General features: G+C 65.6%; 15 protein-coding genes. 5 read left to right on the top strand and 10 right to left on the bottom strand.

Translation table 11 applies throughout. The features are described 5' to 3' along the window. Positions 1 to 137: 137 nt before the first annotated feature. The 5 genes from ACVIGA_RS17460 to ACVIGA_RS17480 all read right to left on the bottom strand — a co-directional run bounded on the left by ACVIGA_RS17460 (position 138) and on the right by ACVIGA_RS17480 (position 4,952). On the bottom strand, positions 138 to 866 hold the full coding sequence (locus ACVIGA_RS17460; RefSeq protein ID WP_456667318.1) for an ABC transporter ATP-binding protein: 729 nt from the start codon (positions 864 to 866) through the stop codon (positions 138 to 140). Beyond that, the gene (locus ACVIGA_RS17465) at positions 859 to 1,626 is read right to left on the bottom strand and encodes an ABC transporter ATP-binding protein (protein ID WP_456670828.1); all 768 of its coding nucleotides are present in this window, start codon (positions 1,624 to 1,626) and stop codon (positions 859 to 861) included. The genes ACVIGA_RS17460 and ACVIGA_RS17465 overlap by 8 nt, the downstream gene beginning before the upstream one ends. A 4-nt stretch (positions 1,627 to 1,630) precedes the next feature. Continuing rightward, the gene (locus ACVIGA_RS17470) at positions 1,631 to 2,578 is read right to left on the bottom strand and encodes a branched-chain amino acid ABC transporter permease (protein ID WP_223974929.1); all 948 of its coding nucleotides are present in this window, start codon (positions 2,576 to 2,578) and stop codon (positions 1,631 to 1,633) included. After that, complete coding sequence (locus ACVIGA_RS17475) at positions 2,575 to 3,492, bottom strand: branched-chain amino acid ABC transporter permease (protein WP_097673862.1); 918 nt, start codon at positions 3,490 to 3,492, stop codon at positions 2,575 to 2,577. Before ACVIGA_RS17475 ends, ACVIGA_RS17470 begins: the two co-directional genes overlap by 4 nt. A 287-nt stretch (positions 3,493 to 3,779) precedes the next feature. Further along, on the bottom strand, positions 3,780 to 4,952 hold the full coding sequence (locus tag ACVIGA_RS17480; RefSeq protein WP_050426229.1) for an ABC transporter substrate-binding protein: 1,173 nt from the start codon (positions 4,950 to 4,952) through the stop codon (positions 3,780 to 3,782). 396 nt (positions 4,953 to 5,348) lie between these two features. Here ACVIGA_RS17480 and ACVIGA_RS17485 point away from each other — a divergent pair, with 396 nt between their 5' ends. Continuing rightward, positions 5,349 to 5,891, top strand: a complete 543-nt coding sequence (locus ACVIGA_RS17485; protein ID WP_456667319.1) for a DUF805 domain-containing protein — start codon at positions 5,349 to 5,351, stop codon at positions 5,889 to 5,891. 180 nt (positions 5,892 to 6,071) lie between these two features. Here the strand turns inward: ACVIGA_RS17485 and ACVIGA_RS17490 are convergent, their stop codons facing one another. Together ACVIGA_RS17490 and ACVIGA_RS17495 are read right to left on the bottom strand one after the other, a co-directional pair. Beyond that, positions 6,072 to 6,962 carry a sigma-70 family RNA polymerase sigma factor gene (locus tag ACVIGA_RS17490; RefSeq protein WP_456667320.1) on the bottom strand — a complete coding sequence of 297 codons (891 nt, stop codon included), beginning with the start codon at positions 6,960 to 6,962 and terminating at the stop codon, positions 6,072 to 6,074. A 50-nt stretch (positions 6,963 to 7,012) separates the two neighbouring features. After that, positions 7,013 to 7,321 carry a hypothetical protein gene (locus ACVIGA_RS17495; RefSeq protein ID WP_456667321.1) on the bottom strand — a complete coding sequence of 103 codons (309 nt, stop codon included), beginning with the start codon at positions 7,319 to 7,321 and terminating at the stop codon, positions 7,013 to 7,015. Positions 7,322 to 7,503: 182 nt separating this feature from the next. On the opposite strand from ACVIGA_RS17495, the gene ACVIGA_RS17500 reads away from it, so the two are divergent. The 3 genes from ACVIGA_RS17500 to ACVIGA_RS17510 all read left to right on the top strand — a co-directional run bounded on the left by ACVIGA_RS17500 (position 7,504) and on the right by ACVIGA_RS17510 (position 12,245). Then, positions 7,504 to 8,910: an MFS transporter gene (locus ACVIGA_RS17500; RefSeq protein WP_456667322.1), complete on the top strand. Its 1,407-nt coding sequence runs from the start codon at positions 7,504 to 7,506 to the stop codon at positions 8,908 to 8,910. A 115-nt stretch (positions 8,911 to 9,025) separates the two neighbouring features. Next, on the top strand, positions 9,026 to 10,300 hold the full coding sequence (locus tag ACVIGA_RS17505) for an NAD(P)/FAD-dependent oxidoreductase (protein ID WP_456667323.1): 1,275 nt from the start codon (positions 9,026 to 9,028) through the stop codon (positions 10,298 to 10,300). Between the two features lie 331 nt (positions 10,301 to 10,631). Next, complete coding sequence (locus tag ACVIGA_RS17510) at positions 10,632 to 12,245, top strand: tannase/feruloyl esterase family alpha/beta hydrolase (protein ID WP_456670829.1); 1,614 nt, start codon at positions 10,632 to 10,634, stop codon at positions 12,243 to 12,245. Positions 12,246 to 12,264: 19 nt separating this feature from the next. Here ACVIGA_RS17510 and ACVIGA_RS17515 read toward each other — a convergent pair whose 3' ends face one another. After that, positions 12,265 to 13,215 carry an AraC-like ligand-binding domain-containing protein gene (locus ACVIGA_RS17515; protein ID WP_456667324.1) on the bottom strand — a complete coding sequence of 317 codons (951 nt, stop codon included), beginning with the start codon at positions 13,213 to 13,215 and terminating at the stop codon, positions 12,265 to 12,267. Between the two features lie 147 nt (positions 13,216 to 13,362). Between ACVIGA_RS17515 and ACVIGA_RS17520 the strand changes: the two genes are divergently transcribed. Beyond that, positions 13,363 to 14,022 (top strand): cysteine hydrolase family protein, encoded by a 660-nt coding sequence (locus ACVIGA_RS17520; RefSeq protein ID WP_456667325.1) that lies wholly within the window; start codon positions 13,363 to 13,365, stop codon positions 14,020 to 14,022. A gap of 318 nt (positions 14,023 to 14,340) precedes the next feature. Here the strand turns inward: ACVIGA_RS17520 and ACVIGA_RS17525 are convergent, their stop codons facing one another. After that, positions 14,341 to 15,567, bottom strand: a complete 1,227-nt coding sequence (locus tag ACVIGA_RS17525) for an ABC transporter substrate-binding protein (protein ID WP_456667326.1) — start codon at positions 15,565 to 15,567, stop codon at positions 14,341 to 14,343. A 43-nt stretch (positions 15,568 to 15,610) separates the two neighbouring features. After that, the gene (locus ACVIGA_RS17530) at positions 15,611 to 16,813 is read right to left on the bottom strand and encodes a cytochrome P450 (RefSeq protein WP_456667327.1); all 1,203 of its coding nucleotides are present in this window, start codon (positions 16,811 to 16,813) and stop codon (positions 15,611 to 15,613) included. Between the last annotated feature and the right edge of the window lie 15 nt (positions 16,814 to 16,828).

Raw genomic sequence — 16,828 nt, forward strand, 5'->3', positions numbered from 1 at the left:
CACCTGACCCGTCACCCTGAGGAGCGCGAAGCGCGTCTCGAGGGCTCGACGGCCACCAGCCGGGCCGGCATCCTTCGAGACGCGCGAAGACGCGCTCCTCAGGATGACGGGGATGGAGTGAGCGCACCTGCTCCGCCTCAAATCCCCAGATACTTGTGCTGCAGATCCGGCTCGGCGATCAGCTGTTTGCTCGTCCCGCTCCACACCGTCTTGCCACGCTCGATGATGTAGTGGCGGTCGGCGATACGGGTGAGGTTGCCGACGTTCTTGTCGATCACCAGCACCGACTGCCCGCGTCCCTTCAGCATCGACAGACAGCTCCAGATCTCGTCGCGGATCAAGGGCGCCAGGCCTTCGGTGGCCTCGTCGAGGATCAGGAGCTTCGGGTTGGTCATCAGCGCGCGGCCGATCGCAAGCATCTGCTGCTCGCCGCCGGACAGGGTGACGCCCATATTGCCGGTGCGTTCGGCGAGCCGCGGGAACAGCGCATGGATCTTGTCGATCGTCCACGGATCGGAGGCATTCAGCCTATTGCCTGATGCCGCGACGAGGTTTTCGCGCACCGTGAGATTCGGAAAGATCTGGCGTCCTTCCGGCACGAGGCCGATGCCGAGCTTTGCGATCTTGTACGACGGCAGGCCGTGCACCGCCTCGCCGGCGAAGCGGATGGCGCCCCCACGCGCCGGCGTCAGGCCCATGATCGAGCGGATGGTGGTGGTCTTGCCCATGCCGTTGCGGCCCATCAGCGCGACCATCTCTCCCGCTTTGATCTGCAACGACAGGCCGTACAGCACCTGGCTCAACCCGTAGCAGGTCTCGATCCCATCGACTTCGAGCAACGTTTCAGCGGTGTTCGTCTCAGCCATGGCGCGTCACCGCATGCTGATCGCCGAGATAGGCGCGCTTGACCTTTTCGTCCTTGCGGATCGCATCCGGCACGCCGCAGGCGATGACGCGGCCATAGACCAGGACCGTGATGCGGTCGGCGAGCGCGAACACCGCCTCCATGTCGTGCTCGACCAGCACGATGGTGACTTCCTTGCGCAGCTCCTTCAGTAACGCGACCATCCGCGCCGACTCCGTGACGCCGAGGCCAGCCATCGGCTCGTCGAGCAGCAGAAGCTGCGGCTTGGTGGCGAGCGCGACCGCGAGCTCGAGTTCGCGCTGCTCGCCATGGCTCAATTGCGACACCACGATATCGGCGCGCTTGCCGAGGCCGACGCGTTCCAGCGCCGCGCGGGCGGTGTCGCGCAGCTGCCGCTCCTTGCGCGCATTGCCCCAGAAGCGGAACGAATGGCCGTCATGCGCCTGCGCGGCGAGCGCGACATTGTCGATCGCGGAAAAATCCTTCAGCAGCGAGGTGATCTGGAACGAGCGCGCCAGCCCGAGCCTAGAGCGCTTGTAGGACGGCAGGCTCGTGACGTCGCGGCCGGCGAAGCAAATGGTGCCGGAATTCGGCATCACCTGCCCGGTGAGCTGGCTGATCAGCGTGGTCTTGCCGGCGCCGTTGGGGCCGATGATGGCGTGCAGCTCGCCCGGAATGACCTCCATCGAGAGGTTGTCGGTCGCGGTGATGCCGCCATAGCGGCGCACAAGATTGTCGACGCGGAGCAAGGGATTTGGCAAGGGATCAACCACGACTCATCCTCCCGAGCAGGCCCATGATGCCGCCGCGCGCGAACAGCACGATCAACAGCAGCACCGGGCCCAGGATCAGTCCCGAATATTCGGTGAACTGCGACAGCAGCTCCTCGAGCAGGAGATAGACGATCGCGCCGACGACAGGGCCGAACAGCGAGCCCATGCCGCCGAGGATCACCATCACCATCAGGTCGCCGGACCGGGTCCAGTACATCACGGCGGGGCTGACGAAGTCGGTGTTGTTGGCAAGCAGCGCACCGGCGAGGCCACAGATCGTGCCTGCGATCACGAAACAGACCAGGCGATAGCGGTTGGCGTGGAAGCCGATCGCCTGCATGCGCTGCTCGTTGGAGCGGACGCCCTGCACCACGAGGCCGAAGCGCGAATTGACGATGCGCCAGATCAGATAGAGGCCGCCGAACAGGCAGCCGAGGCAGAGATAATAGAACTGCGTACGGTCGGACAGATTGATCAGGCCGGCGAAATCGCTGCGCTTGTAGACGGTGAGCCCGTCGTCGCCGCCGTAGCGCGACAATGCGGAGGCGACGTAATAGGCCATCTGCGCAAAGGCCAGCGTGATCATGATGAAATAGACACCACGGGTACGCAGGCTGAGCGCGCCGATCAACAGCGCAAACAGCGCCGAGACCGCGAGCGCCACCGGCCACTGGATGAAGCCGGAACCGATGCCCTCGGCGGCGAGGATGCCGACGGCATAGCCGCCGATGCCGAGATAGGCGGCATGGCCGAAGCTCATCATGCCGCCATAGCCCATGATCAGGTTGAGGCTCGCGGCCGCCAGCGCATAGATCGCGATGCGGGTGAACAGCGTCAGGATGAAGATATTGCCAGTGACGGCCGAATAGACCGGCAGCAGGACCAAGGCGGCGCACAGCAGCGCCGCGACCGCATTGGAGGCGTTGAGCTTGGGCGTCATCGTTTGGCCGCCGGGAACAGCCCTTCGGGCCGCAGCACAAGGATGATCGCCATCAGGAGATAGATCAGCATCGAGGACAGCGCCGGCGCGGCGGTCGAGGCCGCCGCCCCGCTCAGCACCTTGCGCAGCAGGTCGGGCAGGAACGCACGGCCCATCGTGTCGATGATGCCGACGAAGATCGCTGCCATGAAGGCGCCGCGGATCGAGCCGATGCCGCCGATCACGATGATGACGAAGGCGAGGATCAGGATGTTCTCGCCCATCCCGATCTGCACGGTGAGGATCGGCGCCTGCATCAGCCCGGCGAGACCGGCGAGCGCGGCCCCCAAGCCGAACACCAGCGTGAACAACAGCTTGATGTTGATGCCGAGCGCCCCGATCATCTCGCGGTTGGAGGCGCCGGCGCGGATCAGCATGCCGACGCGGGTGCGCATCACGACGAGATAGAGCATCGCTGCAACCGCCAGCGCGACCACGATGATCATCAGCCGGTAGGCCGGGTAATACACGCCGGGAATGATCTGCACCGGCACGGTGAGCCAGGCCGGCAGCGGCAGCGCGAGGCCGGCCGGGCCCCAGATCAGCCGGACGGCGTCGTTGAAGAACAGGATCAGGCCGAACGTCGCCAGCACCTGGTCGAGATGGTCGCGGCCGTAGAGATGCCGGAGCGCGACATATTCGAGCACGATGCCGAGCAAGAGCGTCGCGCCCAGCGCCAGCAGCGCACCGAGCACGAAGCTTCCGGTCCAGGCCACGAAAGTCGCCGCGAAATAGGCGCCCATCATGTAGAGCGAGCCGTGCGCCAGGTTGACGAAATCCATGATGCCGAACACCAGCGTCAGTCCGGCCGCCAGCAGAAACAGCAGCAGGCCGAATTGCAGGCCGTTCAGCAGTTGTTCGACGACGAGATACATCGTGAGGCTACATCATCCCTAAAAAAACAGCGGCAGTGCATGCCCACCGCCGCATTGCTCGCTGCGTGTTCTCCCTCGCCCCGCTCTTGCGGGGAGAGGGTTGGGGTGAGGGGTAGCTCCACAAACCGGATTCGCGGAAGGAGCCCCTCACCCAATCGCTTCGCGCATAGCCGAAGCTGCGCTTCGGCGTCCTTCGTCAAGAACGGCCGCCGGAGGCGGCCTATGCTCTCCCCGCAAGAGCGGGGCGAGGTGAAGAAAGCAAGCCACGGGCCAGAATTGCCCGAAGATCACTTCATCGAACACTTGTCGTGAAACTTGTCCTGGTCGTCCTTGACGATGGTCGCGACCGTCTTCAGCGAGAGCTGGCCGTCGGCGTCCTTGACCACGTCCTGCAGATAGAAGTTCTGGATCGGGATGTGGTTGTTGCCATACTTGAACGGGCCGCGCAGCGACTTGAAGTTGGCCTTCTCCATCTCGGCCTTCATGGCGTCCTTCTTGGTGAGGTCGCCCTTCACCGCGACGACCGCGCTGTTGATCAGCTGGGCGGCGTCATAGGCCTGGGCGCCGTAATAGGTCGGACGCAGGCCGGGATACTTCTTGCGATAGTCCTCGACGAACTTCTTGTTCTCGGCGTTCGGCAGGTCGTTGACCCATTCCTGCGCGCCGGGAATGCCGATCGCGTTGTCCTTCTGCAGCGGCAGCGACAATTCGTCGACGGTGAACGCGGTATAGAGCGGGATTTGCGCCTTGATGCCGGCCTGGGCGTACTGGTTCAGGAACTGGACGCCGGCGGCGCCGGGATAGAACACGAAGATCGACTCGGCCTTGGAGTTGCGCGCCTTGGTCAATTCGGCGGAGAAGTCGAGCTGGCTCGGCCACACCGTGTATTCCTCGCCGACCACCTCACCCTTGAAGGTGCTCTTCACGCCCGCGAGCATGTCCTTGCCGGCGGCGTAGTTCGGGCCGATCAGGAACACCGACTTGACGCCCTTCTGGTTCATGTAGAGGCCCATCGCGGCAGGCGTCTGGTCGTTCTGCCACGAGGTCGAGAACACGTAAGGCGAGCACAATTCGCCGGCGAGCTGCGACGGACCGGCGTTGGCCGAGATCAGGAAGGTTTTCGAATCGACCGCGGTCTTCAGCGACGCCAGCAGCACGTTCGACCAGATGTAGCCGACGATGAAGTCGACCTTGTCGGACTGCACCAGCTTCTCGGTCTTCTGCTTGCCCACATCAGGCTTCTGCTGGTCGTCCTCGTAGATCACCTCGACCGGCTTGCCGTCGATCTTGCGGCCGAGATGGTCGAGCGCGAGCTCGAACGAATTGCGCATGTCGTTGCCGATCACGGCGGTCGGACCGCTGAAGGTCGAGACAAAGCCGATCTTGACGCTGTCAGCCGCCGTCGCGGGCTGCGCGAGCGCCAGAGCCATGGCGCCTGCCAGCCAGAATGCCTTTTTCATATTCACTCCCCTCCTCAACCAAAGATCCCGCCAGGCTTGATCACGATGGCCCGGGGGTCACGCTTTGCGCGCGCCGTTCTGTGACGTGTTTTGTGCGCGATATCGCAAGTGTGCAGCAAGCATGAACCGACGGCACCCAATTAGAACCTTCGGCGCATACCCCAGCACCTTGCATCATAATTCGTCCAAATCGACCATTGCAAGAAATATAATGCCGGTTGCGTAGGCAACGATTGTCGCAGGGCCCGGCGCAATGCCAGCGACCGGCGCCCGCCCACAGCCGCAGGCTTTAACGATCCGGTAAAGCACCCGGAAACCACGGGCCGGCAAGCGCTCGCGGGCTTCATGGTCTTGAAAGCATCACCGGGCGAGGCTGGGCCCAAAGGGGTGCGTCACATGCTGAATTACATCTTCGGCTTCAATGCCCGGATGGGCCGGTTGGCCTTTTTCTTCTGCACCCTCGTCGTGGGCCTTGGCTTTGTGATGCTGGTCTACGGGATCACGGGCAATGTGCCGCGCGGCAGGACGGACGTGCTGCTGGCGCAGGCGTCGAACAGCCCCGCGCTGATCTTTTCCTTCTACGGCATGCTCGTCGTCTGCTTCATGCTGCAGTCGATGCGGGTGCGTGACATCGGATGGGATCCGGTCTGCGTGATGGCGGCATGGATCGCCCTCATCGTGCTCGACAAAGCCATTGCCGGACGATTTCCCGAATATGCGCTGACCTACCAGCACGCCGGAACGGTGGTCGGTGCGCTCGCCAATGCCGCGATGAACCTCGTCCTGACGTTCTGGCCGGGCGGCCGCTCCGAAGAAGCGCCGCCGTTGCCGCGTGAGAGCAGCGGCGATGGGCTGTTTGAAAGAAGCAGCGCCCCCGCCGCAGCCGGCAGCCGCGTCGCGCGGATCGCCAAAGGCGAGTTCGGCGGCAAGACGCGGTAGTGGCTGTCGTCCCTGCGAAAGCAGGGACCCATAAAACAGGCCTGGATTGTTGAAGGACGCTGGGGCCCCAGCGATACAAGACAATTCCCATGCGTGGTTATGGGTCCCGGATCGCGCTTCGCTTGTCCGGGACGACAGTCAGTTTGTGGCGCGGTCACTGCGCCACGCGCTGATAGCCGCTTACCCTTGATCCACCGCCCATTCGGCGCCGTCGATCGCGTAAGCCGCGTGGCGGAAGTCCCTGATCGTCGCGACCTTGTCGGCCGACCAGTCGAGCAGCATGAACGATCGCGGCGGCCCACCCTGGGCGTTCGGATCGAACACCAGGATCGCGGGACGGCCCTCGACCTGTCCGGTCACCAGGTGCCAATCGTCGATCTTCGCATAATTGCCGAAGTAGCGTGACACCTCGGCCTTGCCGTTCAGACGTGTCTTGTTGACGAGCTCGAGCCTGATGTCATCGGCGATCATGGCGCGGATGGCATCGAAGTCGTGAGCGTTGAAGCGGCCGACATAGGCATTCAGCCGGTTGCGATCGGCCGGCGACAGGCCGGGCCGCGGCGCCTCGTCGGGCTCGCGGGCGAACGCCCGCAGTTGCGTACGTCCGCGATGCAGCGCGGCCTTCACCGCGGGCAGGCTGAAATCCATGATGCCGCAGACTTCCTGCAACGAGCAGCCGAGCACGTCCATCAGGATCACGCTGGAGCGCTGCGCCACCGGCAACCGCATGAAGGTGCGCAGGCTGCTTGCTGCGATCTCGCGGCGGCTGACGTCGTCAAGCTCTCCGGCCATCATGTCCACCTCCTCCGGCGCGTGGAGCGCGTCCTGGCGGTTGCGCCGCCTGAGGAAATCGAGCGCGGTGTTGTGCGCGATCCGGAACAGCCAGGCCTCCGGATGCTGGATCGGGCCTGCGGACGCGAACGCTTCCATCGCCTTGATCAGCGCGTCCTGCAGCACATCCTCGCCGTCGATGACCGATCCGACCATGCGGGCGCAGTAGCGATGCAGCCTTGGCCGCATCGCCGCCAGCAGCGCGTCGACCTCGGCCGGCGCCTGGGGTGGTGACGTCATGATGGCTCCGCCAGATCGCTTCAAGGCCAGTCGGTTCAAAGCCGGTCGGTTCACGGCGCATCCAGCATACGATAATTTCCGACAATCACAGCACTACGAACCAGCGGCGGCTCGGCGCAGCGATCGCGGATGCCGTCCTGGAAGGTCTGGAACGCCGCCAGCTTCGGGATCGGGCTCGAGCCGTCATCGGCCGCGGTCTCGACCATGTGGATGAAGGTGTCGTCCTCCAGTCGCAGGGTCAAATAGCGCACGCCGTCCGGATTGGCCGCCTTCAGTTCGGCGAACACCGCCGCAACCAGCGCGGCATTCTTCTCCGCCATTTCGGGCTTGGTCTTGTACCTGATCAGGGTCCGTCTCATCGCAGCCTCCTTGGCCTCGGTTTTCGGCCTGAACCGGCCGCGTCAGCCCTAAGGACGTTTGCCGGCGGCCAAAGGATGCGGTCCGGCAAAAATAATTCTTCGGCCGCATCCTTTGCCCGCTCCGGTTCGTCCTGGCCTGCGAAGCGCGCCGCAACCTTGCGGTGCGCCAACGGAGAACCACCATGCAAACCTCACAGCAGCGCGCCGAGCAGCGCTGGGTGCTCGGCCTCACCGCGCTGGCATCCTTCATGATGGCGCTGGACGCCATGATCATGACCACGGCCTTCGCCACCATCCGCGCCGATTTCGGCAGCGCCGTCGAGACGCTGCAATGGACCGTCAATGCCTTCAATCTGACCTTCGCGGTGCTGCTCCTGACCGGCGCGGCGCTCGGCGACCGTTTTGGGCGGCGTCGGATGTTCGCGGCCGGGATCGGCCTGTTCGTCGTGGCGTCCGCGGCCTGCGCGCTGGCCGGCAACGCCGCGGCATTGATCGTCGCGCGCGCCCTGCAGGGCGCAGGCGCGGCGCTGGTGATGCCGCTGGCGATGGCGATCCTGAGCGGTGCCTTCGGCCGCGAGGAGCGCGCCCGCGCTCTCGGCATTTTCAGCGGCATCACCGGATGCGCGCTGATCATCGGCCCCGCGATCGGCGGCTTCATTACCGAGCATCTCGGCTGGCGCTGGATCTTCTGGATCAATTTGCCGATAGGCCTCGTCGCGATCGCCCTCGTGATGGCGCGCCTGCGCGAGAGTTTTGGGCCGACGGCGCCGCTCGATATCGCCGGATTGTCGCTGGTCGCGCTCGCGGCGCTGGCGCTGGTCTGGGGCCTGTTGCGCGGCAACAGCGCCGGATGGGCGAGCGCGGAGGTGACGGGCGCGCTGATCGCCGGCATCGCGCTGGCGGTGATCTTCGTGCTGTGGGAGCTGCGAGCGACCAGCCCGATGGTGCCGATGCGGCTGTTCGCTGCCAGACCGTTCGCGGCCGGCATCGCCGCAAGCGTGCTGTTCTACGCCGCGATGTATGGCGTGCTGTTCCTGCTGCCGCAGTTCCTGCAGATCGCGCTCGGCTTTGACGCCTTCGGTGCCGGGCTGCGCCTGCTGCCGTGGACGGCGACATTGTTCGTCACGGCGCCGATCGCCGGCGCCGTGGTCAACCGGTTCGGCGAACGCACGCTCGTGGTCACCGGTCTCCTGATGCAGGCAATCGGGCTCGGTTGGATCGGCGAGATCGTGAGCCCGTCGGTGCCCTACTCCGCACTGATCGCGCCGCTGATGCTCGCCGGCGTCGGCGTCTCGATGGCGATGCCGGCCGCACAGAACGCGGTGCTGAGCGCGGTCGCGGTCAGCGAGATGGGCAAGGCATCTGGTATCTTCAACATGGGCCGCTTCCTCGGCGGCATGTTCGGCATCGCGGCGCTGGTGGCGAGCTTCACTGCCAATGGCACGGCCGATTCGTCCGGACATTTCACGAGCGGATTCGCTGCGGCGATGAGCCTTGCGGCAACGCTGTCGTTCGCCGGCGCGGTCGCGGGACTGTTCCTGCCGATGCGGCGGCGGGTCGTCGCCACGACTGCGCCGCAGGACGCGTGAGGCACGCAGTGATTGGGTTTCGCTATCGGGCGATCGGGCATTTCGTGTTGGAATGAGGCTGCGAATGACTACATAATCAGATGACGAAGCCGTTCGAAACCGAGGGCGACATCAGATGACGCAAGCGCCGGCCAAACCTCATCGCGTGGTGATCGTCGGCGCCGGCTTCGGCGGGCTGGAAGCCGCCTTCGGTCTCGCAGGCGCGCCGGTCGAGATCACGCTGATCGACCGCCGCAACCACCATCTGTTCCAGCCGCTGCTCTATCAGGTCGCGACCGCGTCGCTTGCGACCAGCGAGATCGCCTGGCCGATCCGCTATCTCTTGCGCGACCGGCCCGAGGTGACGACGCTGTTCGCCAATGTCTGCGGCGTCGACGCGGCGGCGAAGCAAGTGCAGCTCGATGACGGCGGCAGCATTCCCTACGACACGCTGGTCCTCGCCACCGGCGCGCGCCACGCCTATTTCGGCCATGACGAATGGGAGCCGTTCGCGCCCGGCCTGAAGACGCTGGAGGACGCGACGACACTCAGGCGGCGTATCCTGGTCGCTTTCGAGCGCGCCGAGCGCGAGACCGATCCCGACAAGCGCGCGGCGCTGCTCACCTTCGTCATCATCGGCGCCGGGCCGACCGGCGTCGAGATGGCCGGCACCATCGCCGACCTCGCCAAGGACACGCTGCCGCAAGACTTCCGTCACATCGACACGCGCAAGGCGCGCGTGGTGTTGATCGAGGCCGGCCCGCGCGTGCTGGCCGGCTTCCCGGACGATCTCTCGGCCTACGCGCAGGCGTCGTTGGAAAAACTCGGCGTCGAGGTGATGCTGGGCGAGCCGGTCACCGAATGCTCGGCCGACGGCGTCGTGTTCGGTGGCAACAGGCTGGAGGCGCGCACCATCGTCTGGGCCGCCGGCGTGCGCGCCTCGCGCGCCGCCGAATGGCTGAACGCGCCGGCCGATCGCGCCCATCGACTGCAGGTCGAGCCCGATCTGACGGTGCCTGGTCATCCCGACATCTTCGCGGTCGGCGACACCGTCACGATCAAGGACCCCGACGGCAATCCGGTGCCCGGCATCGCGCCGGCGGCAAAGCAAGAGGGGCGCTACGTCGCCGCACTGATCAAGGCGCGGCTCGACGGCAAGACGCTGCCGCCATTCCGCTACAAGCATGCCGGCAGCCTCGCGCAGATCGGCAAGAAGAAGGCGGTGATCGATTTCGGCTGGCTCAAGCTGCGCGGCTCACTGGCATGGTGGATTTGGGGCCTCGCCCACATCTACTTCCTGATCGGCGTGCGGCATCGGATTGCGGTGGCGATGAACTGGCTCTGGATCCACACCCGCGACCAGCGCGCCGCACGGCTGATCACGCAAGGCAGCAGCAAGGTCGCGCAGTAGGCGCTGCTCGGCGCGGCCCCCATCTCAGACAGTCTGGACCGGCACCCCCGCGCAACGGCTTTGCCGTTGTCGCTGGAGGTGGCCGCCTCTTCGGCGGCCCTCGAAGGGTCGACGGCCCGGCTGGTGGCCGATTCATCCTTCGAGGCTCGCTCCGCTCGCACCTCCAGCGACAAAGGCGAAGCCTTTGCGCGGGGATGACGGAACTACGTTCAAACCATTGTGCGGCAAGATAGCGCGTGAAATACTTGCCATAGCAACAATATTGCATGGGGAGGAAACGATGCGGATCAATGCGCGCACATGGGCGTTCGCGGCTTCGCTTGTCACATTGATGTCGTGCGCTTCGGCCGCATTTGCGACCAGAATGACCGGTGATCCCGCGGCAACCTGCAGCGGCCTTGCCGGTCCCGCCGACGGCGCCGTCAAGATCGACAGCGCCACACTCCAGGCACCATCGCCGCTCTCGGCCGCCGAGAAAGCGCCGACGCCCGCGGCGCGCATCATCCCGGCCAATCCCGCGTTCTGCAAGGTGCTCGGGCAGATCACCCCGACCGATCCTGCCGCGCCGCCGATCAAATTCGAGGTCAACCTTCCAGTGGAGTGGGACGGCCGCTCGCTGCAATATGGCGGCGGCGGCTTCAATGGCGTGCTGATATCAGGCCTCGGCCTGCCGCCGGCCTATCCATTCGACAAGGCCTCGCCGCTGGCACTCGGCTTTGTGACCGTCGGCACCGACTCCGGCCACGAGCAGAAGCCCGGCGAGCCGCCGCAGCTGTTCTCGCTCAACGACGAGGCGTTCGCGAATTTTTCGCACGAGGCCTACAAGAAAGTGCGCGACGCCGCGCGGGCACTGACCGTCCGCGCCTACGGCAAGCCGCCGGCGAAGACGTATTTCATGGGATCGTCCGAAGGCGGCCGCGAGGCGCTGACCATGGCGCAGCGTTACCCCGACGATTTCGACGGCATTTTCGCGCGCGTGCCTGTCATCAACTGGGTCGGATTGCAGCATGCTGGCACCCGCTCCGGCCTCGTGACCATGGGCGACGGCTGGATCAGGCCGGCGCAGGTCAAGCTCGTCGCCGACGCCGTGCTCAGGGCTTGCGACACGCAGGACGGTTCCGACGACGCACTGGTGCAGGACCCCGTCGGCTGCAAGTCCGCGTTCAAGCCGGCGACGCTGGCATGCGCCGCGGGCCACAGCGGCGACGACTGCCTGACCGACAAGCAGATTGCCGCGATCGAGACGCTGCATGCGCCGTATAAATTCTCGTTCCTGCTCGCCAACGGCCTCGACGACTATCCCGGCTGGGGCGTGTCGGGCGAGAATACGCCGGCGTTCGGCCCGACCGGCGGCTGGAAGGCCTGGTGGCTCGGCAGCGCGGCGCCGGCACAGCCACCGGCTCCGACCAACGGCATCGCCTGGATCTATGGCGCCGGCGGCATGCAATATGTCTTCGCCCGCAATCCGAAACTCGACGTCACGACCTACAAGCCCGAGGACCACAAGGCGCGCGTGCTGGAGGTCTCCGCGCTGATGGATTCCACCGATCCGGACCTCACGCGCTTCCACGCCCACGGCGGCAAGCTCGTGATCCTCGAACACATGTCCGACTACGCGCAAAGCCCCTATGCCGGCATCCGCTACTTCGAGAACGTCGAGAAGACGCTCGGCAAGGACAAGGTCGCGGAGTTCGCCCGGCTCTACACTGCGCCCGGCGTCGACCATGTCGGCTCCGGCGCACCCGCCAATGTCGACATGCTGGCCGTGCTGGTCGATTGGGTCGAGAACGGCAAGGCGCCCGGCGATCTCGAAGTGCGCGAGCAGAAGACCGAGGCGCCGGCCTTCGACACAGTCCGTGCGCTGCCGCTTTGCCGCTGGCCCGCATGGCCGCATTACAAGGCAGGACCGGTCACCGCGGCCGCGAGTTTTGCCTGCGCGCCGTAACGAGAGGACGCCCCGCCCCTCACCCCATCACTTGATGCGGCGAGCGGCCGAACGCGGCCTTGAAGGCGCGGCTGAAATGCGAGACGTCGCTGAAGCCGAAGCTGAGCGCCGCATCGGTGACGTGGCTGAAGCGCCGTTCGGCCAGCGCCTGGTAGGCGCCGGCGAGGCGCTGCTGCCAGAGCCAGCGGATCGGCGTCGTGCCTTCGCGCGCGAACAGGCGATTGAGCGTGCGCGGCGCCATGTTCTGCGCGGTCGCAATCGTATCGAGATCGAGTTCGGGATCGTCGAGATGGGCCAGGATGTAGGCCTTGATCCGCGCCAGCCGTTCGTCGCCGCGCTGCGGCACCTCGTCCGTCAGCTCGGTCTGGAGCGTGGTTGCGAAGATATCGAGCACTGAGGCGCCAAGCCGGTTCGCCGCGGGCCCGGCCTCGTCGTCGAGGCGCGTCAGCCGGCGGATCAACGATCCCGCCAGCGCGCCCACTTTTGACGCGTTGCCGACCCGTCGTGCCGTCAACCGCTGCGCATCCGGCAGGCGCGCGAGCAGCAGCGGCCGCGGGATCGACACCATGATCGAACGCGCGCTCGGCGCGAATTCGAGCGTGAACGGCTGCGCCTGGTCATGCAGCATGAGATCGCCGCGGCGCATCCGCACCTCGCGTCCGCCCTGCGCGAAGCCGACCTCGCCGCGCAGCGTCAGCCACAGCATGAAATAGTCGCGCGGATCCCTGCGGACGTCGCTCGCGCTGCGCATCACCCGGATCCGGTCCGCGGCCGGCGTCGACGACCAGATGTCGTTGATCGCGAGCGGCCCGAAATGGCGGATCGAGATCGCTGCCTGAAATGCCTCGTCCGCGACGCGGCGGCATTCGGTCAGCGAGAATTCGCGGCAGGTGACGTGATGCCAGCGGTCGAAGCTGTCACCCGGCGCAACAAGCGTTTGCGCGACGACTGCGTGATCTGGGGTCTGCATTGGCCTTGCTCCCGCCCAACCCGGCAGCGGGATATTCGGCGTCTACCGCCTGTCTGGCAAGCAGAGTCCAGCGATTGGCCCGCACAGCCAAGAACCGCCGCAGGAACCGGCGTAGAAAATGTCTCCCACCAGGAGAGGAGACATCAAATGGGCTACCAATGCGACATCATCGATCCCGACCGCACCGTCATGATCGTGGTCGACATGCAGAACGATTTCGTGGCCGAGGGCGCCAAGCTGCGTTCGGCGCAAGCCGCCGCCATGGTGCCCCGGCTGGCGCAGACGCTGAAGGCCTGCCGCGACAAGGGCATCCGCGTCGTCTACACGGCGCATGTACATCGTCGCGACGGCAGCGACATGGGGCTCTATGACGATCTCTATTCGCCGATCGCCGACCGGTCGTCGCTGGTCGATGGCACCGCGGGCGTCGAGATCTTCAATGATCTTGCACCGGCACCGGGCGAGCACGTCATCAAGAAGCACCGCTACAGCGCCTTCTTCGCCACCGACCTCGACCTCATCCTGCGCGAATGGGGCATCACGACGGTCATCATTTCGGGGACGACGACCGAGAACTGCTGCCACGCCACCGCGCGCGACGCCATGTTCCACAACTACAAGGTCGTGTTCCTGTCGGATGCGACGGGCACGTTCGACTATCCGGATGTCGGCCAGGGCGCACTATCAGCCGAACAGGTGCAGCGCGCCACGCTGACGATCCTCGCGTTCTCAACGGCGCATGTGATGACGGCAGCCGAGATGCTGGGGCGGGTGAAGGCTGCCGACGGGGCGGCGAAGGCGGCGTAGTAACGGCCAATTCTCGCGCAACGAACTCGGTTCGCCTCTCCCTTTGTGGGAGAGGCCGGAACGCATGAAGCAGAGCGAAATGCGATCCGAGTGAGGGGCTGCGGTCCCTCCACCCGGTACGCCGTGTGTAGAGCACCTCACCCTCCCCTGGAGGGGGGAGGGTCGGATCGCAACGAGCGAAGCGACGTGCGATCCGGGGTGGGGTGATCTCTCAACACGGGCACTGCTCGACTGGAGGGACTTTCACCCCACCTCGGTTTGCATTTCATGCAAACCGATCCTCCCCCTCCAGGGGAGGATGCGCGCGCGGCCGGCGGCTCACTTCACCAAGGCGCACCCGCCATCGGCGATCGGCCGGAACGCCTGCTCGGCCGGGATGGTTGCGATCAGCTTGTAGTAGTCGTAGGGATGCTTCGACTCCTCCGGCTTCTTCACCTCGAACAGGTACATCGGGTGGATGACGCGGCCGTCCTGGCGGATCGTGGTGTCGCCGAACAGTCTGTCCTTGCCCTTGAAGGTCTTCATCTGCGGCACCACGACCTTGGCGTCGTCGCTGCCGGTGGCGGCGACGGCGTTGAGATAGGCGAGCGTCGAGGCGTAGACGCCGGCCTGGTTGCCGCTCGGCATCTTGCCGTTCATGCCGGGCCGCGCGGCAAAGCGCTTTGCGAACGCGCGGGTGTCGTCGTTCATGTCCCAGTAGAAGGCCTCGAGCAGTTGCAGGCCCTGCGCGACCTTCAGGCCCATGCCGTGGACGTCGTTCACGAACAGCAGGAACGCGACCATGGTCTGGCCGCCCTCCTGGATGCCGAACTCGGCCGCCTGCTTCACCGCGTTGATGGTGTCGCCGCCGGCATTGGCGAGGCCGACCACCTTTGCCTTCGAATTCTGCGCCTGCAGCAGGAAGGACGCGAAGTCCGACGTGCCGAGCGGATGCTTGCTCGATCCCAGCACCTTGCCGCCGTGCTTCTCGATGTAGTTCGTCGCCTCCGCTTCAATGCCTTTGCCGAGTGCGTAGTCGACGGTCACAAAGTACCAGTCCTTGCCGCCACGCTGCATCATCGCGGCCGCCGTGGTGTTGCCGGTCGCCCAGGCGTCGTTGACCCATTGAATGGTGTTCGGCGAGCAGGCCTTGCCGGTGAGGTCGGAGCTTGCGGTCGACGACGCCAGGAACGTCATCCGGGAGTCGCGCAGCACGGTGTTGATCGCGAGGCCGACCGCCGAGTTCGGCACGTCGACGATGGCGTCGACGCCTTCGACATCGAGCCATTTGCGCGCGATCGCGGAGCCGACGTCGGCCTTGTTCTGGTGATCGGCATAGACGATCTCGACCTTGATGCCCTTGCCGCCGCCGTTGAAATCCTCTGCCGCCATCCGCGCGGCTTCCACCGAACCCATGCCGTTGGTGTCCTGGAAGATGCCGGAAATGTCGTTGAGCACGCCGACGCGCACGACATTGTCGGAAATTTCCGCGCGTGCGCTGCCGGCGGCACAGGCCAATGCCAGCGCAAGTCCGATCCCAAATCGCCCAACCCCAAAGCTCGTCATCGTATCCCCTCCCATGCTTCCTTTGCCGGTATTGAGCGTCTCGTCAGGCCGGCGTGATCTCGACCGGCAGGCTGCTGAGCCCGCGTAGCGTGTTGTTGAAAAGCCGCTTCGGCTCGCCAGTGATTTCGATCCTGGCGACACGACGCGCCAGCGCCGCCATCATCACCTCGCCTTCGAGGCGGGCGACCAGTTGGCCGACACACATGTGGATGCCCGAACCGTAGCCGACATGGCCCGAGGTACGACGCGTGATGTCGTAGCTATCGGGCGCGTCCCAGCGGCGCGGATCACGATTGGCCGCGGCCAGGAACATCAGCACCTTCTCGCCTTCGGGAATGGTGGCCCCTCCGAGCTCCACGTCGCGGGTCGTGGTGCGGAAGAAGGTCTGGACCGGACTTTCGAACCGCACGGCTTCCTCGAAGGCGTTGCGCGCCAGCGTCGGATCGCCGCGGAGCTTCTGGAACTGGTCGGGGAAGCGGGCGAGGCAGTAGACGGCGGCGCCGATGCCGTTGACGGTCGTGTCGAGACCGGCCGAGAGCAGCGAGCGCACCAGCAGCGGCGCTTCGGTCGCGGTAATGGCGCCGCTATCGACATGGGCGTGGATGCAGGCGCCAATACCACCCGGGGTGAGATTGTCGCGCTGACACTGTTCGGAAATATAGGCCTGGTGCGGCGCAGAGCGCTCGATCGCCTGCTTGCGCAGTTCGTTCGGCGGCCCGAAGGCGTTGAACACCAGGCTTGCGTAAGGCAGCAGATTCTCGCGGCCCTCCGGCCGCAGGCCCAGCGCATCCGGGAAGATCGACAGCGGATAGGCTTCCGCGAGGTCCTCGATCGCATCGAAACGGCGCTTCTCCAGCAGCGCATCGATGCAGGCCTCCGCCGCCGCGGCAAATCGCCCGCGAAGCTGCTTCATCACGGTCGCCGACAGCACGCTGCTCAGCACCGCGCGGGTGCGGGTATGCGCCGGCGGGTCGGCCTCCAGGATCAGGCTCGGCGGCCGCCAGGGCTTCTCCCTGGAGAAGTCGCTGAGGCCCACGCCGCGGCTGGAGCAGAAGGTCGCGGGATCGTTCAGGACCGCATGGACCTCGGCATAGCGCGCCACGCCATAGACATTCCACTTGTCGAGATAGACCACGGGTGCGGCCTCGCGCAGCCGTTCATGGGTCGGGAACGGGTCGGCGAAGAACTCGAGCGCGAACGGATCGACGTCGAGATGCGGGACGGACGCAGCTTCTGTTGCAGTCATCGGGACCTCCCGAGG

The sequence above is a fragment of the Bradyrhizobium sp. USDA 3240 genome, from assembly GCF_054063295.1.

Coding starts and splice junctions, on each gene's coding strand:
- ACVIGA_RS17460 (WP_456667318.1), bottom strand. CDS start 866: ATGGCTGAGACGAACACCGCTGAAACGTTGCTCGAAGTCGATGGGATC.
- ACVIGA_RS17470 (WP_223974929.1), bottom strand. CDS start 2,578: ATGACGCCCAAGCTCAACGCCTCCAATGCGGTCGCGGCGCTGCTGTGC.
- ACVIGA_RS17475 (WP_097673862.1), bottom strand. CDS start 3,492: ATGTATCTCGTCGTCGAACAACTGCTGAACGGCCTGCAATTCGGCCTG.
- ACVIGA_RS17480 (WP_050426229.1), bottom strand. CDS start 4,952: ATGAAAAAGGCATTCTGGCTGGCAGGCGCCATGGCTCTGGCGCTCGCG.
- ACVIGA_RS17485 (WP_456667319.1), top strand. CDS start 5,349: ATGCTGAATTACATCTTCGGCTTCAATGCCCGGATGGGCCGGTTGGCC.
- ACVIGA_RS17490 (WP_456667320.1), bottom strand. CDS start 6,962: ATGACGTCACCACCCCAGGCGCCGGCCGAGGTCGACGCGCTGCTGGCG.
- ACVIGA_RS17495 (WP_456667321.1), bottom strand. CDS start 7,321: ATGAGACGGACCCTGATCAGGTACAAGACCAAGCCCGAAATGGCGGAG.
- ACVIGA_RS17500 (WP_456667322.1), top strand. CDS start 7,504: ATGCAAACCTCACAGCAGCGCGCCGAGCAGCGCTGGGTGCTCGGCCTC.
- ACVIGA_RS17505 (WP_456667323.1), top strand. CDS start 9,026: ATGACGCAAGCGCCGGCCAAACCTCATCGCGTGGTGATCGTCGGCGCC.
- ACVIGA_RS17510 (WP_456670829.1), top strand. CDS start 10,632: ATGTCGTGCGCTTCGGCCGCATTTGCGACCAGAATGACCGGTGATCCC.
- ACVIGA_RS17515 (WP_456667324.1), bottom strand. CDS start 13,215: ATGCAGACCCCAGATCACGCAGTCGTCGCGCAAACGCTTGTTGCGCCG.
- ACVIGA_RS17520 (WP_456667325.1), top strand. CDS start 13,363: ATGGGCTACCAATGCGACATCATCGATCCCGACCGCACCGTCATGATC.
- ACVIGA_RS17525 (WP_456667326.1), bottom strand. CDS start 15,567: ATGACGAGCTTTGGGGTTGGGCGATTTGGGATCGGACTTGCGCTGGCA.
- ACVIGA_RS17530 (WP_456667327.1), bottom strand. CDS start 16,813: ATGACTGCAACAGAAGCTGCGTCCGTCCCGCATCTCGACGTCGATCCG.